Below are 23,916 nucleotides of genomic sequence, written 5' to 3' on the forward strand. Positions count from 1 at the left end.
CGCCGAGGGCGCCGGGAACACCGGGCGGCGGCTCAGCCGGACGCCGCCTCGATCACCTCGTCCAGGACGTCGCGGGACCGCACCAAGTCGCCGATCATGCGGTTGATGCGGTCCCGCTCCGCGCTGAGCTGGCTCACCAGGAACGGCGTGGCCGTCTCGGAGGGCCCGCCGTCCTTGTCCCGGATGCACGGCAGCAGGTGCACGATCTTCGAGCTGCACAGGCCCGCGGCGAACAGCTCCTGGATGCGGATGACCCGGTCGACCGCGCTCTCCGCGTACTCGCGGTGGCCGCCGGGCGTGCGCTCGGCCGCGAGCAGCCCCTGCTTCTCGTAGTAGCGCAGGGAGCGTTCGCTCACCCCGGTGCGCCGGGACAGTTCGCCGATCCGCATCGTCCACCTCGCTCGCCGCCACCGGTTCGTGCGGCCGCACGAACCTGACATCGATGACACCTTCCATCCTACGGGGGCGCGGTCACCGCTGGCGTGGACGGCGACTGCGCCGCGGTGACCGGGGCCGGGCAGGCCGGGGCGGTCGCTGACGGGGGGCTACGGCAGGAACCCTTCCGGCAGTTCGTCGTGCGGGTCGAGCACGAAGCGGTGCTCGCCCGTGCGGAAGGCCCGCCCTGTGGTCTCGGTGACCGTGCCCCGGTCCGTACGGGACACCGCGCGGCCGGTGAAGACGGTGCCCGCGATCGACTCGTGGCGCAGCACCTCGTCCGGGGCGAGCAGGCCGTCCTCGGCGAGCAGGGCGAGCCGGGCCGAGGTGCCCGAGCCGCACGGGGAGCGGTCGAACTGCCCGTCGGCGAAGACCGTGACGTTGCGCTGGGCGGGTCCCTCGGGGCGGCGGGGCAGCTCTTCGTGGAGGATGACGCCGTACACGCCGGACAGGTCGGGGCGCAGGGGGTCGAGGCTGCCGGGGTGCCCGGCGAGGGCGGAGCGGATCTCCTGCCCCGCCGCGACGAGACGGGGCAGCGCCGCGCGGTCCACGGTGAGCCCGAGCGCGGCGGCGGGCACGGAGGCGTAACAGGCCCCGGCGTGCGCGAGATCGACGTCGACGGGGCCCGCCCCGGTGGCGACGCGCACGCCGCGCGCGGTGACCCGGGCGGGCACGTTGCGGAAGGTGACCCCCGTCGTGCGGCCGCCCTCCCGGTGCACGGTGGCGGTGACGCGCCCGGACGGCACGTCGACGCGGACCTGCGCGGAGCCGTCGGCGGGCGCGGCCACGATCCCCTCGTCGACGGCCCAGGCGCCGAGCGCCATCGTGCCGTGCCCGCAGGCCGTGGAGTACCCGTCCTTGTGCCAGAACAGGACGCCGAAGTGGGCGCCCTCGTCGTCGGCGGGGACCACGAAGCCGCCGTACATGCCGGAGTGGCCGCGCGGCTCGCGGACCAGCAGTCGGCGGATGGCGTCGAGCGGGCCGCGCCGCGGCGCGGTGGGGGCGCCGCCCGCGCCGACGGCGGTCGCGAAGCGTTCGGCGACGGTGTCGCCGGGGATCGGCAAAAGCCCCTCGCGCACGATGCGGAAGGGCTCGCCGGCGGCGTGGTAGTCGATGGTGCGCACGTCGGTCACAGGTGAACTCCGGGCGTCGGCTGGGGCGTCGGGAGATCCGGGCCCGGGGCAGGCTACCCGCCACGCGCCCGGAGCTGAACGGGTGCGGCAGGCGGGCCGGATGGCTCAATCTCCACCTCTTGCCTTAAGAACTTGACTGATGATGCGCGGATATTGACGTGCCTCGTTCACAAAATTTATGGTCCGTGGACCCTCACAGATCACCAAGACGGAGAACAATGACGTACTCCCTGGTCACGCGGCCCCGCGCCGCCCGTCTGTCCGCGGCGGCACTCGCCGGAGTGCTCCTCGCCGCCGCCCCGCCCACCGCAGGCGCCCAGCAGGAGCGGCGGGAGGCCTCCGCCACCACGCCCGCCAACTGCCGTACGGGCGGGGGCTGGTCCCTCGACAGCACCCGCATCGACCCCAAGGACTCCCACCACGCCTTCGTCGGCAACGGCTACCTGGGACAGCGCGTCGCCCCCCACGGCTCCGGGTACACCGCGTCTGAGGCCAAGACCGGCTGGCCGCTGTACACCCCGCGCTACGACGGCTCCTTCGTCTCCGGCCTGTACGCGCACAACCCGCGCACCGCCGCCGACCGCCAGGCCGTCGCCGCCCTGCCCACCTGGACCCCGCTGACCGTCACCACCGGCGGGGAGCGCGGCGAGACCTTCAACTCTTCGACGCCGCCCGGCCGCGTCTCCGCCTACCGCCAGCGCCTCCTGATGCACTGCGGCCTCGTGCGGACCACCCTCACCTGGACCGCCGCCGACGGCCGCAGGACCGACCTCGTCTACGAGGTGGTCGCCGACCGCGCCGACCCGCACGTCGGCGCCGTACGCCTGCGGATGCGACCGCACTGGAGCGGCGAGGCGACGGTCACCGACCTGGTCGACGGCCGGGGCGCGCGCCGGGTGCGGCAGACCGGCGGCGGCGACCGGACCGGCGGCGCCCGGCACGGCCGCCCCGGACCGGCCATGGACGTCACCTTCCGCACGGACGGCACCCGGGTCGACGGCGCCGTCGCCTCCACCCTGCGCGCCGGGCACGGCGTGCACGGCGCCCGGGAGCACAGGGCGTCCGGCGCCCGCGGGCTGACCGCGCGGCAGGGCCTCACCCTGCCGGTGCGCGACGGCCGGACCTACGAACTCACCAAGTACGTGGGCGTCGACACCGCCCTGACCTCGCGCGCCCCGCGCACGGCCGCCACCGCCGCGGCCCGCCGCGCCGCCGACCGGGGCTGGGACGCCCTGCTGCGCGCCCACACCGCCGCCTGGGCCCGGCTGTGGCGCAGCGACATCGAGGTGCCGGGCCGCCGCGACTGGCAGACGTGGGTGCGCTCCGCCCAGTACGGGCTGCTCTCCAGCACCCGCGAAGGCGCCGCGAACAGCATCGCCCCGGCGGGCCTGACCAGCGACGACTACGCGGGCCTCGTCTTCTGGGACGCCGAGACCTGGATGTACCCGGGGCTGCTCGCCACCCGGCCCGAGCTTGCGAGGTCCGTGGTCGACTACCGCTACCGCACCCGCGCGGCCGCCCGCGACAACGCCCGCGCCTTCGGCTACAAGGGGCTCTTCTACCCTTGGAGCAGCGGCAGTTCGGGCGACCTGGCCAAGGAGTGCCACAGCGTCGACCCGCCGCACTGCCGCACGCAGATCCACCTCCAGTCCGACGTCTCCCTGGCGACCTGGCAGTACTACCTGGCCACCAAGGACACCACCTGGCTGCGCGAGCGCGGCTGGCCGGTCCTGAAGGGCATCGCCGAGTTCTGGGCGGGCCGCGTGAGCCGCAACGCCGACCGCAGCTACTCGATCAAGGACACCGCGGGCCCCGACGAGTACAGCAACGGCGTCGACGACGCGGTGTTCACCAACGCGGGCGCCGCAACCGCCCTGCGCCACGCCACGCGCGCGGCCGCGCTCCTCGGCGAGCGGGCCCCCGCCGCCTGGACGCGGATCGCCGACAGGATCCGCATCCCGTACGACGCCCGGCGCAAGGTCTTCGAGCAGTACGACGGCTACCGGGGCAGCAAGATCAAGCAGGCCGACACGGTCCTGTTGATGTATCCGCTGGAGTGGCGGATGCCTAAGGGCGCGGCGGCCGCCACGCTCGACTACTACGCGCGGCGCACCGACCCCGAAGGACCCGCCATGACGGACTCGGTGCACGCCGTCGACGCCGCCGGGATCGGCGCGCCGGGCTGCGCCACGTACACGTACATGGAGCGCTCCATCAAGCCCTTCGTGCGCGGCCCGTTCGCGCAGTTCTCCGAGGCGCGCGGGGACAAGGCCGGTGCCGAGGACCCGCTGTCGGGCTCGCCCGCCCAGGACTTCCTCACCGGCAAGGGCGGCTTCCTGCAGACCTTCACCCAGGGCCTGACCGGCATGCGGATGCGCGAGGACGGGATTCGCCTCGACCCGACGCTGCCTCCGCAGTTCGGCGCGGGGGTCACGCTGCGCGGCCTGACCTGGCAGGGCCGTACGTTCGACATCGAGCTCGGGGCCCACCGCACGACGGTGCGGCTCACCGGAGGGAAGGCGATGACGCTCGACACGCCGCAGGGCGAGCGGGTCCTCAGCGCGGGCGCCCCGGCCGTCCTCACGACGCGCCGCCCCGACCTCGCGCCGACCGGCAACGCGGCCCGGTGCGCCGCCGCGAAGGCCTCGTCGGAGGAGCCCGGCAGGTACGCGGGGGCCGCGGTGGACGGCGACACGGCCACGGCCTGGGTCCCGGACGGGGCCACCGGCGCCCTCACGGCGGACCTCGGCGAGCCCGTCCGGGTCGGCGGCGCCACCCCGACGTGGACCGGCGCGACGCCCGTGTCGTACGACGTGGAGGTCTCCCTCGACGGGCGGCACTGGTACCGGACCGGCGACTCGCCGCGGCTCGCCCGCTACGTCCGGGTGACGGTGCACGGCGAGCCCGGGGCCAAGGAGCGCCCGGGCATCGCGGAGCTGACTGTGCGTTAGCCGCTGCCGCCTCCCGTCACGACGCGACCCCGGGCCCACGGCCCGGGGTCGCGTCGCGTCACGGGCCTCCTCGCTGGGCTGTTCGGCGTCCCCTTCTCACTCGTTCGCCTCCCTTGATCATCTCAAAGCGCGAAAAGTCGGATAAACAGATCTTGCGTTTCGGTCGGACCGGAACGGTGCCGCCATTCCGTGCCCGATGTGAAGGGGTCTCCCGATGCGACACAACCTCAGACGGCGCGCGGCCGCCCGCCGTTGGCCGCGCGGCGCGGTGGCGCTCGCGGCCGGTGCGGCGGCCCTGGTCGCGCCGCCCGCGGCGGCGGTCACGGCGGCCGCCCTCGCCGCGGCACCGGCGCCGTCGGCCGCGGAGTCGGCGGCACCTGGCCCGGCGTCAGGTCCGGAGGCGGGCCCGGCGTCAGATCCGCAGGCGGGCCCGGAGGCGGGCCCGGCCTCAGGCACGCAGGCAGGCCCGCAGGCGGACTCGGGGGCAGGCCCGTCCTCGGCTCCTCAGACGGGTCGGGGCGCAGGCCCGGATGCCGCTGAGGCGCCGCCTTCCGAAGCCGCGCCTCCGCCCTCCGGTGACGCGGCGTCACCTTCCGCGGAGGCGTCGCCGTCGCCCTCGGGGTCCGTGCCCGCGCCCGCCCCGCCGTCACCGGCGGCGTCGGCTTCCCCCTCGGGCACGCCCTCCGGTACGCCGGTGCCCTCGGCCTCCGCGCCCGGCAGGGGCGCGCCGCCGCAGGGCCCCCAGGCCGCGCGCCGCCAGACCCCGTCGGCACGGCCGTCCGCCGCGGCGCCGCAGCCCGCCTCGCCCGGCGCCCCCGCACGGAAGGGCCCGCCCGCGCACGCCCCCCGCGAGGAGGCGGAGACCACGCCCGCCGCTCCCCGCGCCTCCGCCCCGCCGCCGTCCCCCCGGGCCCGCGAGCGCCGGGGCCGCCCGGCCGCCGCCGCCCGGGCCGACCTGGAGGTCCGGTCGCACTCCGCAGGGCCCGAGCGGAGCGCCGCGGCCCCGGGGCCCGACGGGGTCTACGACTACCGCATCACCGCCGTCAACCACGGCCCGTCGCAGGCCGTCGGCGTCACCGTCCAGGACCGGCTTCCGGCGTCCCTCGTCTTCGTGTCGTCGGCGGACGGCTGCGCCGCGAGCGGACGGACCGTCACCTGCGGCCCGCTGCCGCAGCTCGCCGTGGGCGCGTCCCACACCTGGATCGTGACCGTACGCCTCGCCGACGACTACGAGGGCGACGGCCGCGACATCGTGAACCTGGCCTCGGTGTCCTCGCAGACCCGCGACCCCGACGCGAGCAACAACACGACGTCCGTGACCGGCCTGCCCGTCCCGCCGGACTGGGGCCGCGCCGACCTCTCGCTCACCAAGACGGCCGTGTTGCCCGGCGGCCGGGACTGGGTCCGGCCCGGCGAGACCTTCACGTACCGCATCACCGTGCACAACAACGGCCCCGGCACCGCGCGCGGACTGCGGGTGACCGACCCGCTGCCCAAGGGCCTGCGCTTCGTCGGCTCCCCGGACGGCTGCGCCCCGGACGACGGCGGGCGCCTGATCGTCTGCCCGGGCCCCGACCGTCTCGCGTCGGGCACCTCGGTCTCGTACGCGCTCACCGTCCGCGTGGCGACGGCGCAGACCCGCCACTTCGGCAGGATCGAGAACGTCGCCTCGGTCACCTCCACGACGAAGGACCCGGACCCGAGCGACAACCAGAACCCGCCGTACACGGTGTACGTCAAGACCGGCGACCACGGCGAACTGCCGGACACCGGCGGTGACGTGCCCGCCTGGCTCGGCTGGGTCGCGGGCGCGGCCGTGACCTGCGGCGGCCTCCTGGTGGCGGCCGTGCGACGCCGCGAGGCGGGGCAGGGGCCGCGGCGATGACGACCTCCCGGCACCTCGCGGGCCCCCGACGGCTCGCCACCCTGCTGTTCGCGCTCGGCGCCCTGGTGGGCGGGCTGCTCCCCGCCACGGCGGCCTCGCACGCGCGAGCCGAGCTGGCCTTCCCGGTCCACGAGGGCTTCGACAACGGCAACGACCTGGGCACCGCCACGGGCAGCGCCTCCTACTCGGGCGGCTGGCTGCGGCTGACCCCGGCCCAGACGACCAGGGCGGGGTCGTGGCAGATGAAGGACTCCTTCCCCACGAGCCTCGGCATCGTCGCGGAGTTCACGTACGCCACCTACGGCGGCAGCACCTTCGACGGCAAGCGGGGCGACGGCCTGGCGTTCTTCCTCGCAGACGGCTCCGCGGCGACCGGGACCGGTGCCACCGGCGGCGCCCTCGGCTACGCCTGCGCCGGTTTCGCGACGCGCTGCACGAGCAGCGGCGTGCCCGGCGCGTTCCTGGGCGTCGGCATCGACGAGTTCGGCAACTTCTCCGCCAGCTCGACCGGGGCGAGCGGCCCCGGCACCCAGCCCAACAAGATCGTGCTGCGCGGCGGCGGCAACGGCACGTCCGGCTATCGCTACGGCACCTCCGCCAGCGGCCCCGGCGGCACCGTCGAGACGGGCAGCCGCACCAACTTCCGCACCGTGCGCATCACGGTGCAGCCGACGAACGGCAAGCCGTTGGTGTCGGTCTGGTCCGACTCCGGACCGGGCACCGCGTTCACCAAGCTCATCAGCGACTACGACGTGTCGACCATCACCGGCCAGCCGTCGCTGCCGTCCACCCTGCGCGTCGGCTTCTCGGCGGGCACCGGCGGTGCCACGAACAACCACGAGATCGGCGACCTCAAGATCAACGTCCCGACGGACCTCAGCGTCACCAAGACCGGCAAGCCCGCCACCGTCGCGGCCGGGAGCAGACCGGTCACGTACACGGTGAAGGTCACCAACAGCGACGCCAACGCGGTCACCGGCGCGGCCGTCAAGGACGCGGCCCCCGGCCTCACGGACGTGACCTGGACGTGCGCCGCGAGTTCCGGCAGCGCGTGCGGCGCGGCGTCGGGCAGCGGCCCCCTCGACACCACCGCCGACCTGGCCCGCGGCGGCACCGTGACGTACACCGTCACCGGCACCGCCCCCGCGCAGGCGACCACCCTGACCAACACCGCGACGGTCATCGCCCCGGGCGACCGGACCGACACCAACCCCGACGACAACTCCGCCACCGCCTCCACCACCGTGACCGCGCGCGCCGACGCGGCCGTCAGCAAGGCGGGGGTGGGGCAGGGCCCGGTGCGCCCCGGCGAGGAGTTCGAGTACCGGATCACGGTCCGTGACAACGGCCCCTCCGACACCACCACCGTGAAGGTCACCGACACCCTGCCGACCGGCCTGACCTTCGTGTCCTCCACAGACGGCTGTACGGCGTCCGGGCAGACCGTCACCTGCCCCACCACGGCCAGGCTGGCCGCGAGCGCGTCGGTGTCCTGGACGTTCCGCGTCAAGCTCGACGCCGCGTACCAGGGCGACGGCTCCGACCTCGGCAACACCGCGAAGGTCACGCACGACGTCACCGACCCCGACCTCACCAACAACACCAGCACCGCCGCCCCGCCCCCGGGCGGGGTGCGGGCGCCCGCCGCCGACCTCGCGACCGTCAAGCGCACGACGACCAGCGCGAGCGTGGCGCCCGGCGAGGAGTACGCGTACACGGTGACGGTCACCAACAAGGGCCCGTCCGTCGCGCGCGCCGTGCGGGTCACCGACCTCCTGCCGACCTCGCTCACCTTCGTGTCGTCCGCCGACGCCTGCACGCTCGCGGGCCGCACGGTCACCTGCGGACCGGTCGCGACCCTGGCGCCGGGAGCCTCCACGTCGTGGACGTTCCGGGTACGGCTGAGCGCGGAGTACAGCGGCGACGGCACGGACGTCCTCAACATCGCGACGGCGGACGCCGACACCGCCGACCCCGACACCGGCAACAACAGCGGCAGCGCCACCGTGCCCGGCGGGCGGGTCAAGCCGCCGACCGCCGACCTCGAGTTCGGCAAGAAGGCCGAGAACACCCCCGCTTGACGGGTCCCGCCGCGGTGGCGGGCCCCCTCCCCTCGCGCGTCCGTACAGCGGTGTACGTGACCGGAGCACGAACGGAACCGATGTGAGATGAGTACGACACGACATCGCCGACGCGCCCTCGTGGGCGCCGCGGTCGCCGCGCTGATCTGCGTGCTGCCGCAGTGGTCCGGACAGGACCCGGCCCGGGCGGCCGCGCCGTCCGGCTCCGGGGCGAGGGTGACCACGCACCTGAGCCGCGCCCTGCCCGCGGCGGGCCGGGCGGACACCCCGCCCGGCGGACTGATCACGTACACGCTGACGGCGAAGAACAACGGGCCGTCCGTGGCCCGCAACGTGACGGCCTCGGACACGCTGCCCGAGGGCATGTCGTTCGTGTCGTCCGCCGACGGCTGTTCGGCCAGCGGCCGCACGGTGACCTGCGGCCCCGAGCCGCAGCTCGGCGTGGGCCAGACCAAGAAGTGGACGTTCCTGGCCCGGCTGAGCTCGTCCTACCAGGGCGACGGCTCGGACCTCGGCAACAGCGCGTCGGGCACCTCGGACTCCACCGACCCCGACCCGGACAACAACAAGCCGGACCCCGTCATCCCGCCGGGCCCGTTCACGCCCGAGTCGGACGTGTCGACCGTGAAGACGGCCCTCGGCGACGGGCCGATCGTGCCCGGCCAGGAGTACGAGTACGAGATCGAGGCCTCCAACGCGGGCCTCTCGGACGCCCGTAACGTGCGCGCCACCGACACGCTGCCCGACGGCGTCTCGTTCGTGTCGTCGGCCGACCCCTGCACGGCGTCCGGACAGACCGTGACGTGCGGCCCACACGCCAAGCTCACCCCCGGCGCCTCCGTGAAGTGGACGTTCAAGGTCAAGCTGAGCGCCGCCTACCAGGGGGACGGCTCCGACCTGCACAACACCGCCACGTCGACGTCCGACTCCAAGGACCCCGACCTCAGCAACAACACCAGCACGGCGGTCCTTCCCCCGGGCGGCGTCACCGAGCCCCAGGCCGACCTCTGGGCGGGCAAGGAGCCCACGACCAGCACGCCCATCGCACCGGGCGAGACCTTCGAGTACGCCGTGACCGTCACCAACGACGGCCCCTCCCGGGCCCTGAACGCGAAGGCGGTGGACACCCTGCCCGCGCGCCTGGCCTTCGTGGGGTCGGCGGACGGCTGCACCGCCTCCGGCCAGACCGTCACCTGCGGGCCGCAGGCCGCCCTGGAACCGGGCGCGTCGAAGACGTGGAAGTTCACCGTCCGGCTCGACACCGAGTACACCGGCGACGGCAGTGACATCCGCAACACCGCGACCGTCTCCTCCGACACGACGGACCCCGTCCCGGGCAACAACAGCGCGGAGGCCGGGGTGCCGGGCAGCAAGGTCAACAAGCCCACGGCCGACCTGGCCGTGACCAAGACCGCCGTCGGCGACACCGCGCCGCGCCCCGGCGAGACCTTCGACTACAAGATCACCGTCACCAACAACGGCCCGTCGGCGGACGCGTACAACGTCAAGCTCACCGACGCCCTGCCCACGGGCCTGTCGTACGTCTCCTCCTCGCCCGCGGGATGCACGGTCTCCGGGCAGGTCGTGAACTGCCGACGGACGACCCCGCTCAAGGTCGGCGAGACCGTGGAGTACACGCTGACGGTGAAGGTGGACCCCGCCTACCACGGCGACGGCAGCGACATCAGGAACACCGCCCACGTCACCGCCGACAACATCGACCCGAGCAGCGACAACGACACCGACACCGCGGGTCCGCCGGACGGCGGGATCGCGGCGCCCGCCGCCGACCTCGCGATCGTGAAGAAGCCCGCCACGGACAAGCCGGTCGCCCCCGGCGAGACCTTCGACTACACGCTGACGGTCACCAACAAGGGCCCGTCCCAGGCCGAACAGGTCCAGGTGTCCGACGTCCTGCCCACGGCGCTGAGCTTCGTCTCCTCGGACGACCCGTGCACCGCGGGCCGCACGGTCACCTGCGGCCCCCTCGCGACCCTGGCCCCCGGGGCCTCGGTCAGCTGGGTGTTCAAGGTGAAGCTCGCCGCCACCTACACCGGTGACGGCGACGACCTCGCCAACACGGCCACCGTGTCGTCGGCGACCAAGGACCCGGTCAGCGACAACAACTCCAGCACCACGGGCCCGCCCGGAGGCACGGTCACCAAGCCGACGGCCGACCTGGAAGTGACCAAGCAGATTCCCTGACGCTCACGGAGGTTGAGGTGAAGCCCTGTGGGGCGGGCCGCCCGGCCCGCCCCACAGGGCTGTTCGCCGCGAGGCGGCTACGCCGTCCCGCGCACGTGCCGTTCGCGGGCCGCGCCCAGGCCCACCACGACCTGCGGGACCAGCAGCACCAGGAGCACCACCACCGGGATCGTCCAGTCGTGGGACGCGTCGTGGACGGCGCCCAGGATGGCGGGGCCGGTGGCGGCGAGGACGTAGCCGAAGCACTGCGCCATGCTGGACAGCTGCGCCACGTGCCGGGCGTCCGGCGCCCGCTGCACGATGAAGAGCAGCGCGAGGCTGATCGCCGCGCCCTGGCCGAGCCCGAGCAGGCTCATCCACACATAGGCGCCGCCGACCGGGGCGGTGAGCAGCCCGGCGTATCCGGCCGCGCACAGGAGCGCGCCGAGCGTCGAGAGCAGCGCGGAGCTCAGCCGCCTGCCGACGATCACCGGGGTCACGAACGAGCCCGTGATGCCGAGCAGCGCCGAGAACGACAGCATCCACCCGGCGTCGCCCGCGCTCATCCCGGAGTCCTGGAGCAGCGTCGGCAGCCAGGCAGCGGCGGCGTAGTAGTTCAGCGACTGCAGCCCCATGTACGCGGTGACCTGCCAGGCCAGGGGCGAGCGCCACAGGCCGCGCACCGGGTGCGCCGCCTGCCGGGCCGCCGCCGCGGCGACGCGGGTGCGCGAGCGCGCCTGCGGCAGCCACACCACCAGGGCGAGCAGCGCGAGCGCGCCCCAACACGCCAGCGTGGTCCGCCAGTCCATGCCCGAGGCGTCCCGCACCGGCAGGGTGACCCCGGCCGCGAGCGCGGCGCCGCCGAACAGCGACATCGAGTACAGGCCCGTCATCAGGCCCGCGCGCCCCGGGAAGTCCCGCTTGATCAGGCCGGGCAGGAGCACGTTGGCGACGGCGATGCCCGCGCCGATGACGACCGTGCCCGCGAACAGGGCGAGCACCGAGTCCACCATCCGCAGCGCGGTGCCCGCGCAGATCAGCGCCATGGTGCCGAGCAGCGAGCGCTCCATGCCGAAGCGGCGGCCGAGGCCGGGCGCGACCGGCGCGAGCAGCCCGAAGCACAGCAGGGGCAGCGCCGTGAGCAGGCTGGTGGCCGTGGCCGACATGCCGCTGTCGTCGCGGATGACGTCCGCGAGGGGGGAGACGGCGACGAGCGCGGGGCGCAGGTTCAGGGCGAGCAGGACGACGCCGAGGCCGAGGTACAGCGCGCGGCGCCCGGTGACGCCGGGCGGGCCCGGCGGCGCCTGGCCGGGGGCCGTGCCGGTGGTGTCGTCGTCCCGCGCCACGGTGGCCGTGGCGGCGGGCGCTTCCCTGCGCATGCCGTGTCTCCTGAGGGTGGGGTGTCAGTGGGTGGGGGCGGCGGCGTCCGGGTGCGCGCCGCCGGTGCCGTTCGTGCCGGTGCCGTCGCTGCCGCGGCCGTCGCCGCCGTGGTCGTCCAGCGGCTGCTCGCGCAGCGCGGCCATGCCCTCGGCGAGATGGGCGAGCACGGCGGACTCGGCCGCGGCGGGGTCTCGCGCCTCGATGGCGTCGAGGATCGCCTGGTGGGCGCCGATCTGGTGGCGTACGGAGTCGGGGACCGGGGCGCCGACCACCGACTGGAGGGTGGAGCGCATCCCGTCACTGAGGTGCCCGTACAGATCGGCGAGGACGCTGTTGTGGGCGGCGGCGGCCACCGCGCGGTGGAAGGTCATGTCCGCGTCGATGAACGCGTCGATGTCCCCGGCCTCCCAGGCCCGGCCGCGCTCGGCGAGGGCCGTCCGCAGCGCGTCGAGGTCCTCCGGAGTGCGGCGCTCGGCCGCGTACCGGGCGGCGTCCCGCTCCAGGGACGCCCGCACCTCGTACGCCTCCAGGACGCCCGCCCTGCGCAGCCGCCGCTGCACGGCCGCGCCGAGGTCGCTGCTCGCGCGCACATAGGTGCCGTCGCCCTGGCGGGGTTCGAGCATCCCGGTGTGCACCAGGGCGCGGACGGCCTCCCGCACGGTGTTGCGCCCGACGGAAAGCTGCTCGACGAGCTGCGGCTCGGCCGGGATCTTCGCCCCGACCGGCCACTCGCCGTCGGCGATGAGGCTCTCCATCTGAGCGATGACGAGATCGACGAGGTTGGTCCGTGCGGTGGTGCGCAGCGGCATCGGTCGGGGCCTCTCTGCCGAACGGTTTCGTGGACGTACGTCTTCTCTGAACGCTCAAACATGGGAACATCCCATGTTTGAGGTGTCAAGCGGCCGGGCCCGCCCACGGCGGAACCTGCGTTCGCGGGACGCCCGCGGACCCTCGCCCGGCGCGGTGACCCGCTACCCCCGTCCCCGTACGAACCCGCGAAGCACTCCCCGCACCGCCTCCGGTCGCTCCAGCCAAGGCTCGTGACCCGCATCAGCGATTCGAGTCAGCGGCACATCCAATCGGTGCGCCAGGGACGCGAGGGCCGACAAGGGGCGGGGGTCTTCGGTGCCTCCGAGGAGCTCGGTCCGGGTGGGGAGGCGGGCGCGGAGGGTGTCGAGGTGGAGGTCGAGCGGATCCGCGCGGCCCGCCTCGCCGAGTTCGCGGTTCATGGCCCAGTTGACGGGGCGGCGCAGCCGGGCACTGTGCGCGGCCCAGGGCCAACCGCGTTCGGGATCGGCGTGGTCGGTGAACCAGGAGAGCGTGAGCAGCTCGACCTCCTGGGCCTCCGTGCGGTGCGGCTCCTGCTGGAGTACGGAGAGCCGCTCCCGCTGGGCCGGGGTCATGCGGTGGGCGCGCGCCGCGCGGTAGTCCGTACGCCAGTCGCCGACGAACGGCCCGCACATCAGCAGCATCGCGGCCACCCGCCCCGGGTGGGCCAGACAGAACCGGCTGGCGAGGTCGGCGCCGTAGGAGTGGCCGATGAGCACCGCTGACGGCGCGGACCAGGCGTCGAGGAGTTCGGCGAGGTCGGCGACGTGCCGGGCGAGCGTGTGGCGGCCCTGCCACGGGGACCGGCCCGTACCGCGCTGGTCGTAGCGGTAGACGGGGGCGAGGTCCGCGATCGACGCGGCGACGGGGCCCAGGTAGTCGGGCAGGCCGGGGCCGCCGTGCAGCAGGACGACGGGTGGCCGCCGGGCCGGGTCGTCCAGCGCCTGCCGGGCCTGGTCACCCAGCGCCTGCCCGGCCCCGTCGTCCAGCGCCCGCCAGTGGATGCGCGCCGCGTCGGTCATCCGCGTGAGGCCCTGCCGCTCCGTCAACTCAGCTCCGGTGTCCGGTGATCAGTTCGAGCATGGCCTGGCCCGCTCCGTTCTCGAAGTCGATCTCCTGGTCCTCCATGCCGTCAAGGGGGGTGGGCTCGGTGCTTCGGGTGAACATGGCCGGTTCGTACGCGCTGAGCGCGGCCTCGATGTCGTCGGGGTGCGCGGCGATGGCCCGGGCGAGTTCGGCGCCGTCGAGCATGGCCCGGTTGGCGCCCTCGCCGTTGGGGGCCGCGAGGTGGGCGGCGTCGCCGAGCAGGGTCACCCCGGGCACCCGGTCCCAGCGGTGCCCGTGCGGCAGGGCGTGGAGGGGGCGCAGGACCGGCGCGACATCGCTGGCGGTGATGAGCGCGGTGAGCTCAGGGGCCCAGCCGTCGAACTCCCGCGCGATCCGCGCGGCGGCCCCGGCGGCGTCGCCGAAGTCGATGGCGGCGAACCACTCCTGCGGCTCGGAGAGGCCCATGTAGGCGTGGAGCGTGCCGCCCCGCTCCCGGTGCGCGAAGATCTCCCTGCCCGGCGCGGGCGCGATCATCGATCCGCCGCCGACCGCCTTCGCGGTGGCGGGGTGGCGGTGGTCGGCGTCGAAGAGATAGGTCTCGACCACCGACTTGCCGGTGTACGCGGGGGTGGCCGCGGTGAGCAGCGGCCGCACCCGTGACCACGCGCCGTCCGCGCCGACCAGCAGGTTCGTGACGAGGATGGAGCCGTCGGCGAACGTCACCTCGTGGCGCCCCGCGCCGAGGGCGCGGACGCCGCTGACCTTGTGCCCCCACCGGACGGTGCCCGCCGGGAGCGAGTCGAGCAGGACCTGCCGCAGCTCGCCGCGCTGCACCTCGGGGCGGCCGCCCGTGCCGTCGTCGCCGACCTCGCCCTGGAGGGTCCCGTCGGGGCTGAGGATCCGCATGGCCTGGCGGCCCTCCAGGACGATGCCCTGGAACTCCTCCATCAAGTCGGCGGCGGCGAGGGCGAGCTGGCCGTTGTAGTCGTGGATGTCGAGCAGTCCGCCCTGGGCGCGGGCGGCGGGGGAGGGCTCCGCCTCGTGGACGGTGGCCGGGATGCCGTGCAGGTGCAGGACGCGGGCCAGGGTGAGTCCGCCGAGTCCGGCGCCGATGATCGTGACGTGCGTGGGCATGCGGGCTCCTCGGGGTCGGGGTCGCCGGTGATCTCCGGGCGGCCGTCCCCGCACGGTGCCGGACTCCGCCGACGGGCCGCCGACAGCGCGCCTACAGGCCCCGACAGCGGACCTACGGCCCAGGGGTGCGCGGCTGCCCGCGTCGCCGCCTCACCTCGTACGCGCCGAGCACGATCGCCACCGTCAGCAGGCTCAGCCAGAACTGCGTCCGGCTGTCGGGCAGGAAGGCCATCGCGAGGATGACCGCGCCCATGGCGGCGATCGTGAGGCGGCTCAGCCAGGGGAAGCCCCACATGCGCAGGGTGAGCCGGTCGGGAGACTCGCGTTCCAGGGTGCGGCGCATGCGCAGCTGGGCGACGGCGATCGCCAGGTAGACGAAGAGCGCGATGGCCCCGTACGAGTCGATGAGGAACTGGAAGACGACGTCGGGGGAGATCCACGCCGCGATGACCGAGGCGTAGCCGACGGACGTGCCCGCGAGGATCGCGCGGCGGGGCACGCCGCCCCGGCTGAGCTTGGTGAAGCCGCGCGGCGCGTCACCGCCGCGGGTGAGCGCGAAGAGCATCCGGGACGAGGTGTAGAGCGCGGAGTTGAGGCAGGACAGGACCGCCACGAGGACGACCGCGTTCATGACGGTCGCCGCCGCGGGCACGTCCAGGCGCTCCAGGACCGCCGCGTACGGGCTGACCTCGACGGCGTCGTCGGTCCAGGGGACCACCGCGACGACCACGAGGATGGACAGGACGTAGAACGCGACGACCCGCAGCACGATCGACCGGATCGCCGCGGCGACGGCGCGCTCGGGCTCGGTGGACTCCGCCGCCGCGATGGTCACGATCTCCGCGCCGGTGAAGAAGCCGACGCACGGCACGACGGCGGCGAGCACCGCCCCCACGCCCTCGGGCGCGAAGCCGCCGTGCGCGGTGAGGTGGCCGAGGCCGCCGGACGCCTCGGGCCAGAGCCCGAGGACGTACAGCGCGCCCAGGAACAGGAACACGACGATGGCGAGCACCTTCACGGACGAGAACCAGTACTCGAACTCGCCGAAGGAGCGCGCGGAGACCATGTTGGTCGCCGTGAGCAGGGCCATCAGGACGAGGCTGACGGCCCACAGCGGCGCGTCGGGCAGCCACAGCCGGACGATCCGCCCCCCGGCCACCGCCTCCACGGCGACCACGATCACGAAGAAGTACCAGTACAGCCAGCCGACGGCGAACCCGGCCCGGGCGCCCAGCGTCTCGCGCACATGGGCGTAGAAGGAGCCGAGTGCGGGCCGCGCCACCGTCATCTCCGCGAGCATCCGCATGATGAGCACGGTCAGGACCCCGGCGGCCAGGAAGGAGACGACGGCCGCGGGCCCGGTCTGCCTTACGACCACGCCGCTGCCCACGAAGAGCCCGGCGCCGATCACCCCGCCCAGCGCGATCAGGTTCATGTGCCGCCGCTGGAGCCCCTTCCCCAGGCCGCCCTCGCCGGGCGTGGGGGCGGGCGGGGCCGAGGTGTTCCGCGTGTCCGTGCTCACGTCAGGCGACGCTAGGCGGCCAACTCTGCGGGGGTGTTGCCGCGGTGTTGCGGGTGCGTGGACGCGGCGAGACGGAGGGCCGCGGGGCGGTGGCCTGGGGGCGGTGCGCCTGGGGCAGTGGGCCTGGGGCGGTGGGCCTGGGGCGGTGGGCCTGGGGCGGTGGGCCGTCACGCGGCGGTTCCGGTCAGCCGCGCGCCGATCTCCGCCGCGTCGAGGACCCGCGCGAACCCCTTGCGCAGCACGGCGAGTTCCGGCTCCTGGCGGCTCTCGTCGTCGGTCGCGGTGACGTCCGCGCCGAACACCACGCGGTAGCCGCGCTCGTACGCCTGCCGGGCCGTGGTGCCGCAGCAGTAGTTGGTGAGGGTCCCGGTCACGACGACCGTGTCCCGGCCGAGGTTGCGCAGGATCGTGTCCAGCGGGGTGTCGTAGAACGCGCCGTACGACGGCTTGCGGATGACGACCTCGTCCTCGCGGGCGCCCATCTCGTGCCACACCCGCGCGGGCCCCGGCCTGGTCCACCCGGTGTCGCCGTGCGGCAGGTACCGCAGCGCGTGCGGGCGGTCCAGGCCCAGGTGCGTGTCGTCGAAGACGGTCCAGACGACGGGCACGTCCGCCGCGCGGCAGCGCTCCACCAGGCCGCGCAGCCGGGGCGCCATCCGCGTGGCGGCGGGCACCCAGTACGGGCTGAAGCCGGGGCGCACGAACTCGTCCTGCATGTCGATGACAAGGAGCGCCGAGCGCTCGGGGCGGATCGCAAAGGACGCCCGCCCGCGCTCGTAGCCGTCCTTGGCCCGCGCCGTCACCCACTCCTCGGTGAACACCATCGCACCTCCATAGCTCGTCATGACTCAGTAACTCGAATCGAGGTACCTCGATCCGAGGTGGACGATAGCAGTATCCCGGGGCTCGCGGTCCACGGCGGTGCGGGACCCTGGACGGATGCTGACTCCGGAGGAAGTGCGGGACCTGCTGGCCCCGTTGGTCGTGGGGAAGTGGGACGAGGGCGGACGCGCCGTCCTGGAGGTCACGGACCTCGAAGTCGTCGTGAGCGGGCGGAAGTTCGACGTGTACCTGGACGTCGTCGCCCCCGACGGCCGCTGGTCGGTCCGCTCCGAGCGCGACAACAGCGACATCAACGTCTTCAACGGAAGCCCGCCCGAGGGCCTGGTGGCGTGGATAGCGCAGTCACTGCGGATCGACGTCTCCGAGTGGTGGCACACCAAGGGGAGGAGTGGCTACGCGAGGAAGCAGGGGGTGCGGCTCGACGGCTGAGGGCGGCCCCGGCGGTGCGGGAGCGGGCCGACGCCATGCCGTGAAGTGATCTATGGGGCGCCGTTACACGATCTTCGGATAGCCGTAATGGCGGGTGAACTAGGTTTATTCCGTACCCGCCGGACAGCAAGGACAGCACGGACGGCGGGGATGAAACGGGACCGCACCGCGCGGCGCCGCCCGAGGGCGCAGCCGTGCCGTGCACGCGAACAGACCCATGACCGTGAAGGGGAACACCGTCGTTATGCGCACCACCACTCACCGCCGCAGCGCCCTCCGCACCGCCACCGTCTCGGTTCTCGCCGGTACGGCCCTCCTGGCCCCGGCCGCGGCCGCGCTGGCGAGCACCCCCGCCCCCGAGCGGCCCGCCGCGGTGCGGACCGCCGCCGCCAAGCCCGTGAAGATCGACATCGGCGCCGGTGTCACCCTCACCGTCAAGGGCGGCAAGCCGTACTACAACGGCAAGGCCCTCAAGCCGGGCCAGACCGTCGAGGACGGCATCTACCTGCACCTGAGCGCCGACGGCAAGCGCCTGTACAGCAAGACGCAGGGCGGCGGCACCCCGTACGCCATCTGGGACGTCAAGACCGGCAAGAGCCTCGGCACCCAGAAGACCAGCCCCACCGCCAAGGTGAAGGCCGCCCTGACCGCCAAGCCGACCGCGACCTCCGTGAAGGCCTGGCAGGAGCTGCGCGTCAACGGCAAGGCCACCGGCATCAAGGCGGGCGCCAAGGTCGACCTCCAGCAGAAGCAGCACGGCACCTGGAAGACGCTGCCCGCGTCCACCACCGTCAACAAGTCCGGCGCGTACTCCCTGCGCGTCAAGCTCGGCCTCAAGGGCAAGAACGAGCTGCGCACCAAGAGCGGCGCCACCCTGTCGCCCGTCTTCACCGTGACGGTGCGATAGCCCCGTTCGGCGCCCCTTCGCGCACCTGGTCCGGGCCCCCGGCGCGTCCCCCAGTGGACGCGCCGGGGGCCCGGGCGCGTTCACTCTCGCGTCCTCGGCGGGTGCTCCCCACGGCGCGTAAACCGCGTGCCGCGGACCGGTCGGTCCAGGGATCATGCAGCGGGCGCAACCCGCGCCCGAGACCTGGCCGCACACCGGAAGGGCGCCACCATGCCACTCGTTCCCGCCGACCCCACCGTCCTGCACCCGGTGCCGGGGCAGCCCCGCGTGGTGCTCCTGAAGCCGCTGGTCACCTCGCCCCTGATCGAGGTGGGCGAGTTCTCCTACTACGACGACCCCGACGACGCGACCGCCTTCGAGACCCGCAACGTGCTCTACCACTACGGGCCCGAGAAGCTCGTCATCGGGAAGTTCTGCGCCCTCGGCGAGGGCGTGCGGTTCATCATGAACGGCGCCAACCACCGCATGGACGGCCCGTCCACGTTCCCCTTCCCGATCATGGGCGGCTCCTGGGCCGACCACGTCGGCCTCATCGCGGGGCTTCCCGGCCGCGGGGACACCGTCGTCGGCCACGACGTGTGGCTCGGCTATCGGTCCCTGGTGATGCCGGGCGTCCGCATCGGCCACGGCGCGGTCGTCGCGTCCGGCTCCGTCGTCGTCGACGACGTCCCCGACTACGGCATCGTGGGCGGCAACCCGGCCCGGCTGCTGCGCCGCCGCTTCGATGACGACGACATCGCCCGGCTGCTCGAACTGGCCTGGTGGGACTGGCCGTTGGAGCACCTCACGCGCCACATCCCCGCGGTGATGTCGGGCAGCGTGGCCGACCTGGAGGCGGTGGCGCCCGCGGCGTAGCCCGCCGACAGCTCTGGACTTTCTGTCCAAGCGGTGTACTTTTAGTCCAGAGCTGTTGCGGCAGGGGAGGGCCACCACATGAGCGCCGAGAGCGCCGACGACGTACGGAACGCCGAGCGCGACGCGATCATCGCCGCCCTCGCGCCGGTGGTCGAGGGGCTCGTCGCCACCTTCGGCTCCCTGTGCGAAGCGGTCGTCCACGACTACCGGCGGCCGGAGAGGTCCGTCGTGGCGATCGCCGGAGCCGTCACGGGCCGCAGCGTCGGCGGCTCGATGAGCGAGATCGGCATGGGCATGCTGGCCCGCGGCGACGACGCGGCCGACGAGCTGAACTATCTGACCCGCACCCGGGACGGCAAGCTGGTCAAGTCGTCCACGATGCTGCTGCGCGACAGCGGCGGCTCGGTGTTCGGCGCGCTGTGCGTCAACCTCGACATCACCGCGGTGCAGCAGGCGAGCGCCCTCATCGGCGAACTCGCGGGCGTGACCCCCCGGTCGGAGGTGCCGACCACGACGTTCGGCGACGACGTCGGCTCCGTCGTCAGCTCCATCGTCGACAGCCACCAGCTCCAGCTGAGCCGCCCGTGGAGCGAGCTCGGCCGCGACGCGCGCGTGGAGCTCTTCCGCGGCCTCGACGAGCACGGCGTCTTCGCCGTGCGGGGCGCGGTCCCGCGGGTCGCCGCCCGCCTCGGCATCTCCCGCGCCTCCGCCTACAGCTATCTCGCCAAGTCCCGCGCCCAGGGCGCCTCGTCGCCCGGGCCCGACACCTCACCAGGAGCACCCGCATGACGAGCACCCCCCTGGTCACCCTCGACGACGTGCGCGACGCCGCCGCCCGGCTCAAGGGCGTCGCCCACCGCACGCCCGTCCTCCGCTCCCGCACCCTGGACGCCCGCGTGGGCGCCGAGGTCTTCCTCAAGTGCGAGAACTTCCAGCGGATCGGCGCCTTCAAGTTCCGCGGCGCCTACAACGCGGTGGCCCGGCTCACGCCCGAGCAACTGGCCAAGGGCATCGCCTCGTTCTCCTCCGGAAACCACGCCCAGGCCATCGCCCTCGCGGCCCGCGAGCGGGGCAGCACCGCGGTGATCCTCATGCCGGAGGACACCCCGCTCTCCAAGCGCCGGGCCGCCGAGGGGTACGGCGCCGAGATCGTCACGTACGACCGCTACTCCGGCGACCGCACCGCCATCGGCAGGCAGCTGGCCGAGGAGCGCGACCTCACCCTGGTCCCGCCGTACGACCACCCGGACGTCATCGCGGGCCAGGGCACCACCGCCCTCGAACTCATCGAGGAGGTCGGTGCGTTGGACGCCCTGGTCAGCCCGGTGGGCGGCGGCGGTCTGATCGCGGGCAGCGCCACGGCCGCGAAGGGCCTGAACGCGCGGATCCGCGTGATCGGAGTGGAGCCGGAGGCGGGCGACGACACCAAGCGGTCCCTCGAAGCCGGACACCGCGTCTCCGTCCCGGTCCCGCGCACCATCGCCGACGGCCAGGCCATCGAGACCCCCGGCGAGCTGACCTTCCCCATCAACCAGCGCCTGGTGGACGAGATCGTGCTCGTCTCCGACGACGAGATCCGCGACGCGATGCGGTTCGCCTTCGAGCGCCTGAAGATCGTCATCGAGCCCAGCGGGGCGACCGGCATCGCGGCCCTCCTGGCGGGCCGCCTCCCCCAGGTCCCGCCGCGCGTCGGCGTCCTCATCTCCGGCGGCAACATCAGCACCGAGCGCTTCGCGGAGCTCTGCGGCTAGACGACCACCCCACCGAACCGACGATCCCGGGCGGCGGCTCCTAACCCGCCCCTGCCGCCGCCACCAGCGTCTCGCCCGCCCGGGTCCGTGCGTACAGGACCTGGCGGCCCGCCCGGTGGGCGCTCACCAGAGCCAGCGCCGCGCCGCCTCGACCGTGTCTCCGCCGTTGCTGTTGAACGCGAGGGCGGCCTGCGGTGCGTGGCGCCGGGTCAGGTTCACGATCTGCTCGAAGAGCGGAAGCAGCTGCTCGGTCTTGCGGATCCCGCCGCCGACGACCACGACGTCCCACGGACGCTCGGTCAGCGACTCCACCAGGGTGGGCTCGGCCGACTCGTCGTACACGACCACCGTCATGGCCGCCTCGATGTCCAGCTCGGCGAACCGCTTCAGCTGCGCGTCGAGCACCGCGTGTACGGCTTCTGCGTCGACGCCGGGAATCGCCTGGGGGTCGTAGCCGACCACGAGTACGGAAGACATGCGATCAATCTACCGGGCCGCTCAGTCGGTGAGCCGCTCCTCGATGAGGGCCTTGAAGTCCGCGTAGGAGGCGGGCGTGGGGATCACCGCGCCGTCGACGACGAACGTCGGGGTGCCGCGCGCGCCGAGCCCGAGCCCGTCGCGCTGGTCGGCCTGGACCCGCCCCGCCGTGTCCGGGTCGGCGAGCGCCGCGTCGAACGCGCCCAGGTCGAGGCCGAGTTGCCTGGCATAGCCGCGGAAGACGTCCTCCTTCCAGTCCTGCGACTCGCCCCACTCCTGCTGCGTGGTGAAGAGCTTGGTGTACATCTCCTCGAACTTGCCCTGCCGCGCGGCGGCCTCGGCGGCGCGGGCGGCGAGCTCGCCGTTGCGGTGACCGGGCATGGGGAAGTAACGGGCGACGAAGGTGACCCGGTCGCCGTACTCCTCGCGGAGCCTCTCCACGACCGGGTACATCGCGCCGCACCCCTCGCACTCGAAGTCGAGGAACTCGACGACGGTCAGCTCGCTCTTCTTCGGGTCGGTCAGACGGTGGCTGTCCGCGCGCACGGGCTGTGCCTCGGCGGCGGGTTGTACGTCCATGCCGCCGCTGTCCTCGGGGGAGACCAGCAGGGCGGTGCCGAGGACCGCGGCGAGGACGGCCGCGATCACGGTGGTGACGATCAGGTTGCGCTTGAGCTTGTTCATGGTTCCTTGGTGCGGGGAGTGCGTCAGATTGGTCGCGGGGGAGAGGGGGCCTCACGCCGCCTTGCCGCCGGTGCAGGCGGCACCCGGCTCCGGGGTCTGCGCGCCCTGCACGTACGTGGCGAAGAACTCGCTCACCCGCGGGTCGGAGGCGGACCTCACGTTCAGCTGCTTGCCCCAGGCGGACAGGGTCAGGGGCGCGGACTGGTCGGCGTACGGACTCATCAGCGAGTACGGGGTCTTCTCCACCCTTGCCTTCAGGGCGCGCACGTCGGAGGCGGCGGCCTTGTCGCTGTAGGTGACCCAGACCGCGCCGTGCTCCAGGGAGTGCACCGCGTTGGTCTCGTCGATCTCCTTGTCGTACAGGTCGCCGTCGCAGTTCATCCAGACGGGGTTGTGGTCACCGCCCACCGCCGGGGACGTCTTGTAGGCGACGGGCGTGGTGACGTGGTTGCGGCCGAGGTCCTTGAAGGACCTCTCGCCCTTGATGGGGGCGGCCGCCGCGCTGTCCCGCTGCTCGTCCCGCGTCGCGGAGCGGTCCACGAGGTACCAGCTGCCCGCTGTCACACCGATGATGACGACACCGCCGCACACCCAGGCGGCGACGCGGTTGCGGCGCTGGCGTGCCGCCTCGGCGCGGCGTAGTTCCTCGATCTTCGTGCGGCGGTCGGCGCGCTTCTGCTTGGCTCCTGCGGAACCCATGGCATGTCCTTGTCCCTGCCGCACGAAGGCGTGCGGCAGTGCGTTGCGACTGGTCGGCGGCCTGCGCGCCGATGGTCGCGGCGGCAGGGGGAAACGGCGGGCACGGCCGTGCGGCGAGGGGCGCCGGGGCGTGCGGGGACCGCTCCTAGGTCCGCTGGACCTGCAACTGATGGATGCCGGGGGTGGGGGCGGGCTCGGGCGGTGCCCCGCGCGCGGCCAGGGACTCCGCCGCCCAGGGAGCAGCGGTCACGTCCGCCGACAGCGGGGGCGGCACCGGCGCGGGGGAGCTGGTGGCGACGGCGGCCTCGGTCACCGGGCGGCAGTGCGCGTCGCCGGGCCCGTGCTCCCGGTCCGGACAATCGTGTCCGCGTCCGGATAGAACGTTCGTACTAGTCGCGAGAGAGGTCGTCCCGCCCGCCGGAGACGCGACGACAGAGGCGACCGGGACGGGCGCCGCCGCGTTCGAGGCGTGGCCGCACACCGGGAGCATCCACACCAGGACGGCGAACAGGGCCGCGCAGCGCAGCACGAGCAACGGCGCGACGCGCCCCGCCGCGCTCCCGGTGCCCTGCTGCCGATCGCTCATCGCGGAGATCGTAACCAAGGCGCTTCCGGGCGGGGGAGAGGCCCCTGTCGGACGGTTTGCCATTCCTTTACAGTGGCTGGGGAAGCGAGCGCCGCGCCGGCGCTC

21 protein-coding genes are annotated in these 23,916 nt (G+C 73.8%); 9 read left to right on the forward strand and 12 right to left on the reverse strand.

The window, feature by feature from the left end:
- Positions 1-32: 32 nt before the first annotated feature.
- Both ACIG3E_RS26825 and ACIG3E_RS26830 read right to left on the reverse strand, forming a co-directional pair.
- Positions 33-389, reverse strand: coding sequence for a MerR family transcriptional regulator (locus ACIG3E_RS26825; RefSeq protein ID WP_399621333.1), 357 nt, complete (start codon positions 387-389; stop codon positions 33-35).
- 156 nt (positions 390-545) lie between these two features.
- On the reverse strand, positions 546-1,568 hold the full coding sequence (locus ACIG3E_RS26830) for a proline racemase family protein (RefSeq protein ID WP_399621336.1): 1,023 nt from the start codon (positions 1,566-1,568) through the stop codon (positions 546-548).
- A gap of 218 nt (positions 1,569-1,786) precedes the next feature.
- On the opposite strand from ACIG3E_RS26830, the gene ACIG3E_RS26835 reads away from it, so the two are divergent.
- From ACIG3E_RS26835 to ACIG3E_RS26850, 4 genes are all read left to right on the forward strand, one after another.
- Positions 1,787-4,519 carry a discoidin domain-containing protein gene (locus ACIG3E_RS26835; protein WP_399621339.1) on the forward strand — a complete coding sequence of 911 codons (2,733 nt, stop codon included), beginning with the start codon at positions 1,787-1,789 and terminating at the stop codon, positions 4,517-4,519.
- Positions 4,520-5,213: 694 nt separating this feature from the next.
- Positions 5,214-6,404, forward strand: a complete 1,191-nt coding sequence (locus ACIG3E_RS26840; RefSeq protein ID WP_399621341.1) for a hypothetical protein — start codon at positions 5,214-5,216, stop codon at positions 6,402-6,404.
- The gene (locus ACIG3E_RS26845) at positions 6,401-8,485 is read left to right on the forward strand and encodes an isopeptide-forming domain-containing fimbrial protein (protein WP_399621343.1); all 2,085 of its coding nucleotides are present in this window, start codon (positions 6,401-6,403) and stop codon (positions 8,483-8,485) included. The genes ACIG3E_RS26840 and ACIG3E_RS26845 overlap by 4 nt, the downstream gene beginning before the upstream one ends.
- Positions 8,486-8,572: 87 nt before the next feature.
- Positions 8,573-10,690, forward strand: a complete 2,118-nt coding sequence (locus ACIG3E_RS26850) for a DUF11 domain-containing protein (protein ID WP_399621345.1) — start codon at positions 8,573-8,575, stop codon at positions 10,688-10,690.
- A 77-nt stretch (positions 10,691-10,767) separates the two neighbouring features.
- Here the strand turns inward: ACIG3E_RS26850 and ACIG3E_RS26855 are convergent, their stop codons facing one another.
- The 6 genes from ACIG3E_RS26855 to ACIG3E_RS26880 all read right to left on the reverse strand — a co-directional run bounded on the left by ACIG3E_RS26855 (position 10,768) and on the right by ACIG3E_RS26880 (position 17,425).
- Positions 10,768-12,048 (reverse strand): CynX/NimT family MFS transporter, encoded by a 1,281-nt coding sequence (locus ACIG3E_RS26855; protein WP_399621347.1) that lies wholly within the window; start codon positions 12,046-12,048, stop codon positions 10,768-10,770.
- Positions 12,049-12,072: 24 nt separating this feature from the next.
- The gene (locus ACIG3E_RS26860; RefSeq protein WP_399621350.1) at positions 12,073-12,858 is read right to left on the reverse strand and encodes a FadR/GntR family transcriptional regulator; all 786 of its coding nucleotides are present in this window, start codon (positions 12,856-12,858) and stop codon (positions 12,073-12,075) included.
- Between the two features lie 162 nt (positions 12,859-13,020).
- Positions 13,021-13,926, reverse strand: a complete 906-nt coding sequence (locus tag ACIG3E_RS26865; RefSeq protein ID WP_399621353.1) for an alpha/beta fold hydrolase — start codon at positions 13,924-13,926, stop codon at positions 13,021-13,023.
- Between the two features lies 1 nt (position 13,927).
- Positions 13,928-15,058, reverse strand: coding sequence for an FAD-dependent oxidoreductase (locus tag ACIG3E_RS26870; RefSeq protein ID WP_399621356.1), 1,131 nt, complete (start codon positions 15,056-15,058; stop codon positions 13,928-13,930).
- A gap of 112 nt (positions 15,059-15,170) precedes the next feature.
- Complete coding sequence (locus tag ACIG3E_RS26875; protein ID WP_399621456.1) at positions 15,171-16,493, reverse strand: amino acid permease; 1,323 nt, start codon at positions 16,491-16,493, stop codon at positions 15,171-15,173.
- A 254-nt stretch (positions 16,494-16,747) separates the two neighbouring features.
- On the reverse strand, positions 16,748-17,425 hold the full coding sequence (locus tag ACIG3E_RS26880; protein ID WP_399621359.1) for a cysteine hydrolase family protein: 678 nt from the start codon (positions 17,423-17,425) through the stop codon (positions 16,748-16,750).
- A gap of 94 nt (positions 17,426-17,519) precedes the next feature.
- On the opposite strand from ACIG3E_RS26880, the gene ACIG3E_RS26885 reads away from it, so the two are divergent.
- The 5 genes from ACIG3E_RS26885 to ACIG3E_RS26905 all read left to right on the forward strand — a co-directional run bounded on the left by ACIG3E_RS26885 (position 17,520) and on the right by ACIG3E_RS26905 (position 21,365).
- Positions 17,520-17,852 carry a hypothetical protein gene (locus tag ACIG3E_RS26885; protein ID WP_399621362.1) on the forward strand — a complete coding sequence of 111 codons (333 nt, stop codon included), beginning with the start codon at positions 17,520-17,522 and terminating at the stop codon, positions 17,850-17,852.
- 244 nt (positions 17,853-18,096) lie between these two features.
- Complete coding sequence (locus ACIG3E_RS26890; RefSeq protein ID WP_399621365.1) at positions 18,097-18,759, forward strand: hypothetical protein; 663 nt, start codon at positions 18,097-18,099, stop codon at positions 18,757-18,759.
- A gap of 210 nt (positions 18,760-18,969) precedes the next feature.
- On the forward strand, positions 18,970-19,614 hold the full coding sequence (locus tag ACIG3E_RS26895; protein WP_399621368.1) for a CatB-related O-acetyltransferase: 645 nt from the start codon (positions 18,970-18,972) through the stop codon (positions 19,612-19,614).
- 78 nt (positions 19,615-19,692) lie between these two features.
- Entirely contained in the window at positions 19,693-20,403 is a 711-nt protein-coding gene (locus tag ACIG3E_RS26900; protein ID WP_399621371.1) for a transcriptional regulator, read from the forward strand.
- Positions 20,400-21,365, forward strand: a complete 966-nt coding sequence (locus ACIG3E_RS26905; RefSeq protein WP_399621374.1) for a threo-3-hydroxy-L-aspartate ammonia-lyase — start codon at positions 20,400-20,402, stop codon at positions 21,363-21,365. Before ACIG3E_RS26900 ends, ACIG3E_RS26905 begins: the two co-directional genes overlap by 4 nt.
- Before the next feature lie 123 nt (positions 21,366-21,488).
- Here ACIG3E_RS26905 and ACIG3E_RS26910 read toward each other — a convergent pair whose 3' ends face one another.
- From ACIG3E_RS26910 to ACIG3E_RS26925, 4 genes are all read right to left on the reverse strand, one after another.
- Positions 21,489-21,842 carry a hypothetical protein gene (locus tag ACIG3E_RS26910; RefSeq protein WP_399621376.1) on the reverse strand — a complete coding sequence of 118 codons (354 nt, stop codon included), beginning with the start codon at positions 21,840-21,842 and terminating at the stop codon, positions 21,489-21,491.
- Between the two features lie 21 nt (positions 21,843-21,863).
- Complete coding sequence (locus ACIG3E_RS26915; protein ID WP_399621379.1) at positions 21,864-22,526, reverse strand: DsbA family protein; 663 nt, start codon at positions 22,524-22,526, stop codon at positions 21,864-21,866.
- 51 nt (positions 22,527-22,577) lie between these two features.
- Complete coding sequence (locus ACIG3E_RS26920; protein WP_399621382.1) at positions 22,578-23,225, reverse strand: DUF3105 domain-containing protein; 648 nt, start codon at positions 23,223-23,225, stop codon at positions 22,578-22,580.
- A gap of 145 nt (positions 23,226-23,370) precedes the next feature.
- On the reverse strand, positions 23,371-23,811 hold the full coding sequence (locus tag ACIG3E_RS26925) for a hypothetical protein (RefSeq protein WP_399621384.1): 441 nt from the start codon (positions 23,809-23,811) through the stop codon (positions 23,371-23,373).
- Positions 23,812-23,916: the final 105 nt, after the last annotated feature.

It is taken from the genome of Streptomyces sp. NPDC053474 (genome assembly GCF_044544845.1).
Classification (GTDB): Bacteria; Actinomycetota; Actinomycetes; order Streptomycetales; family Streptomycetaceae; genus Streptomyces.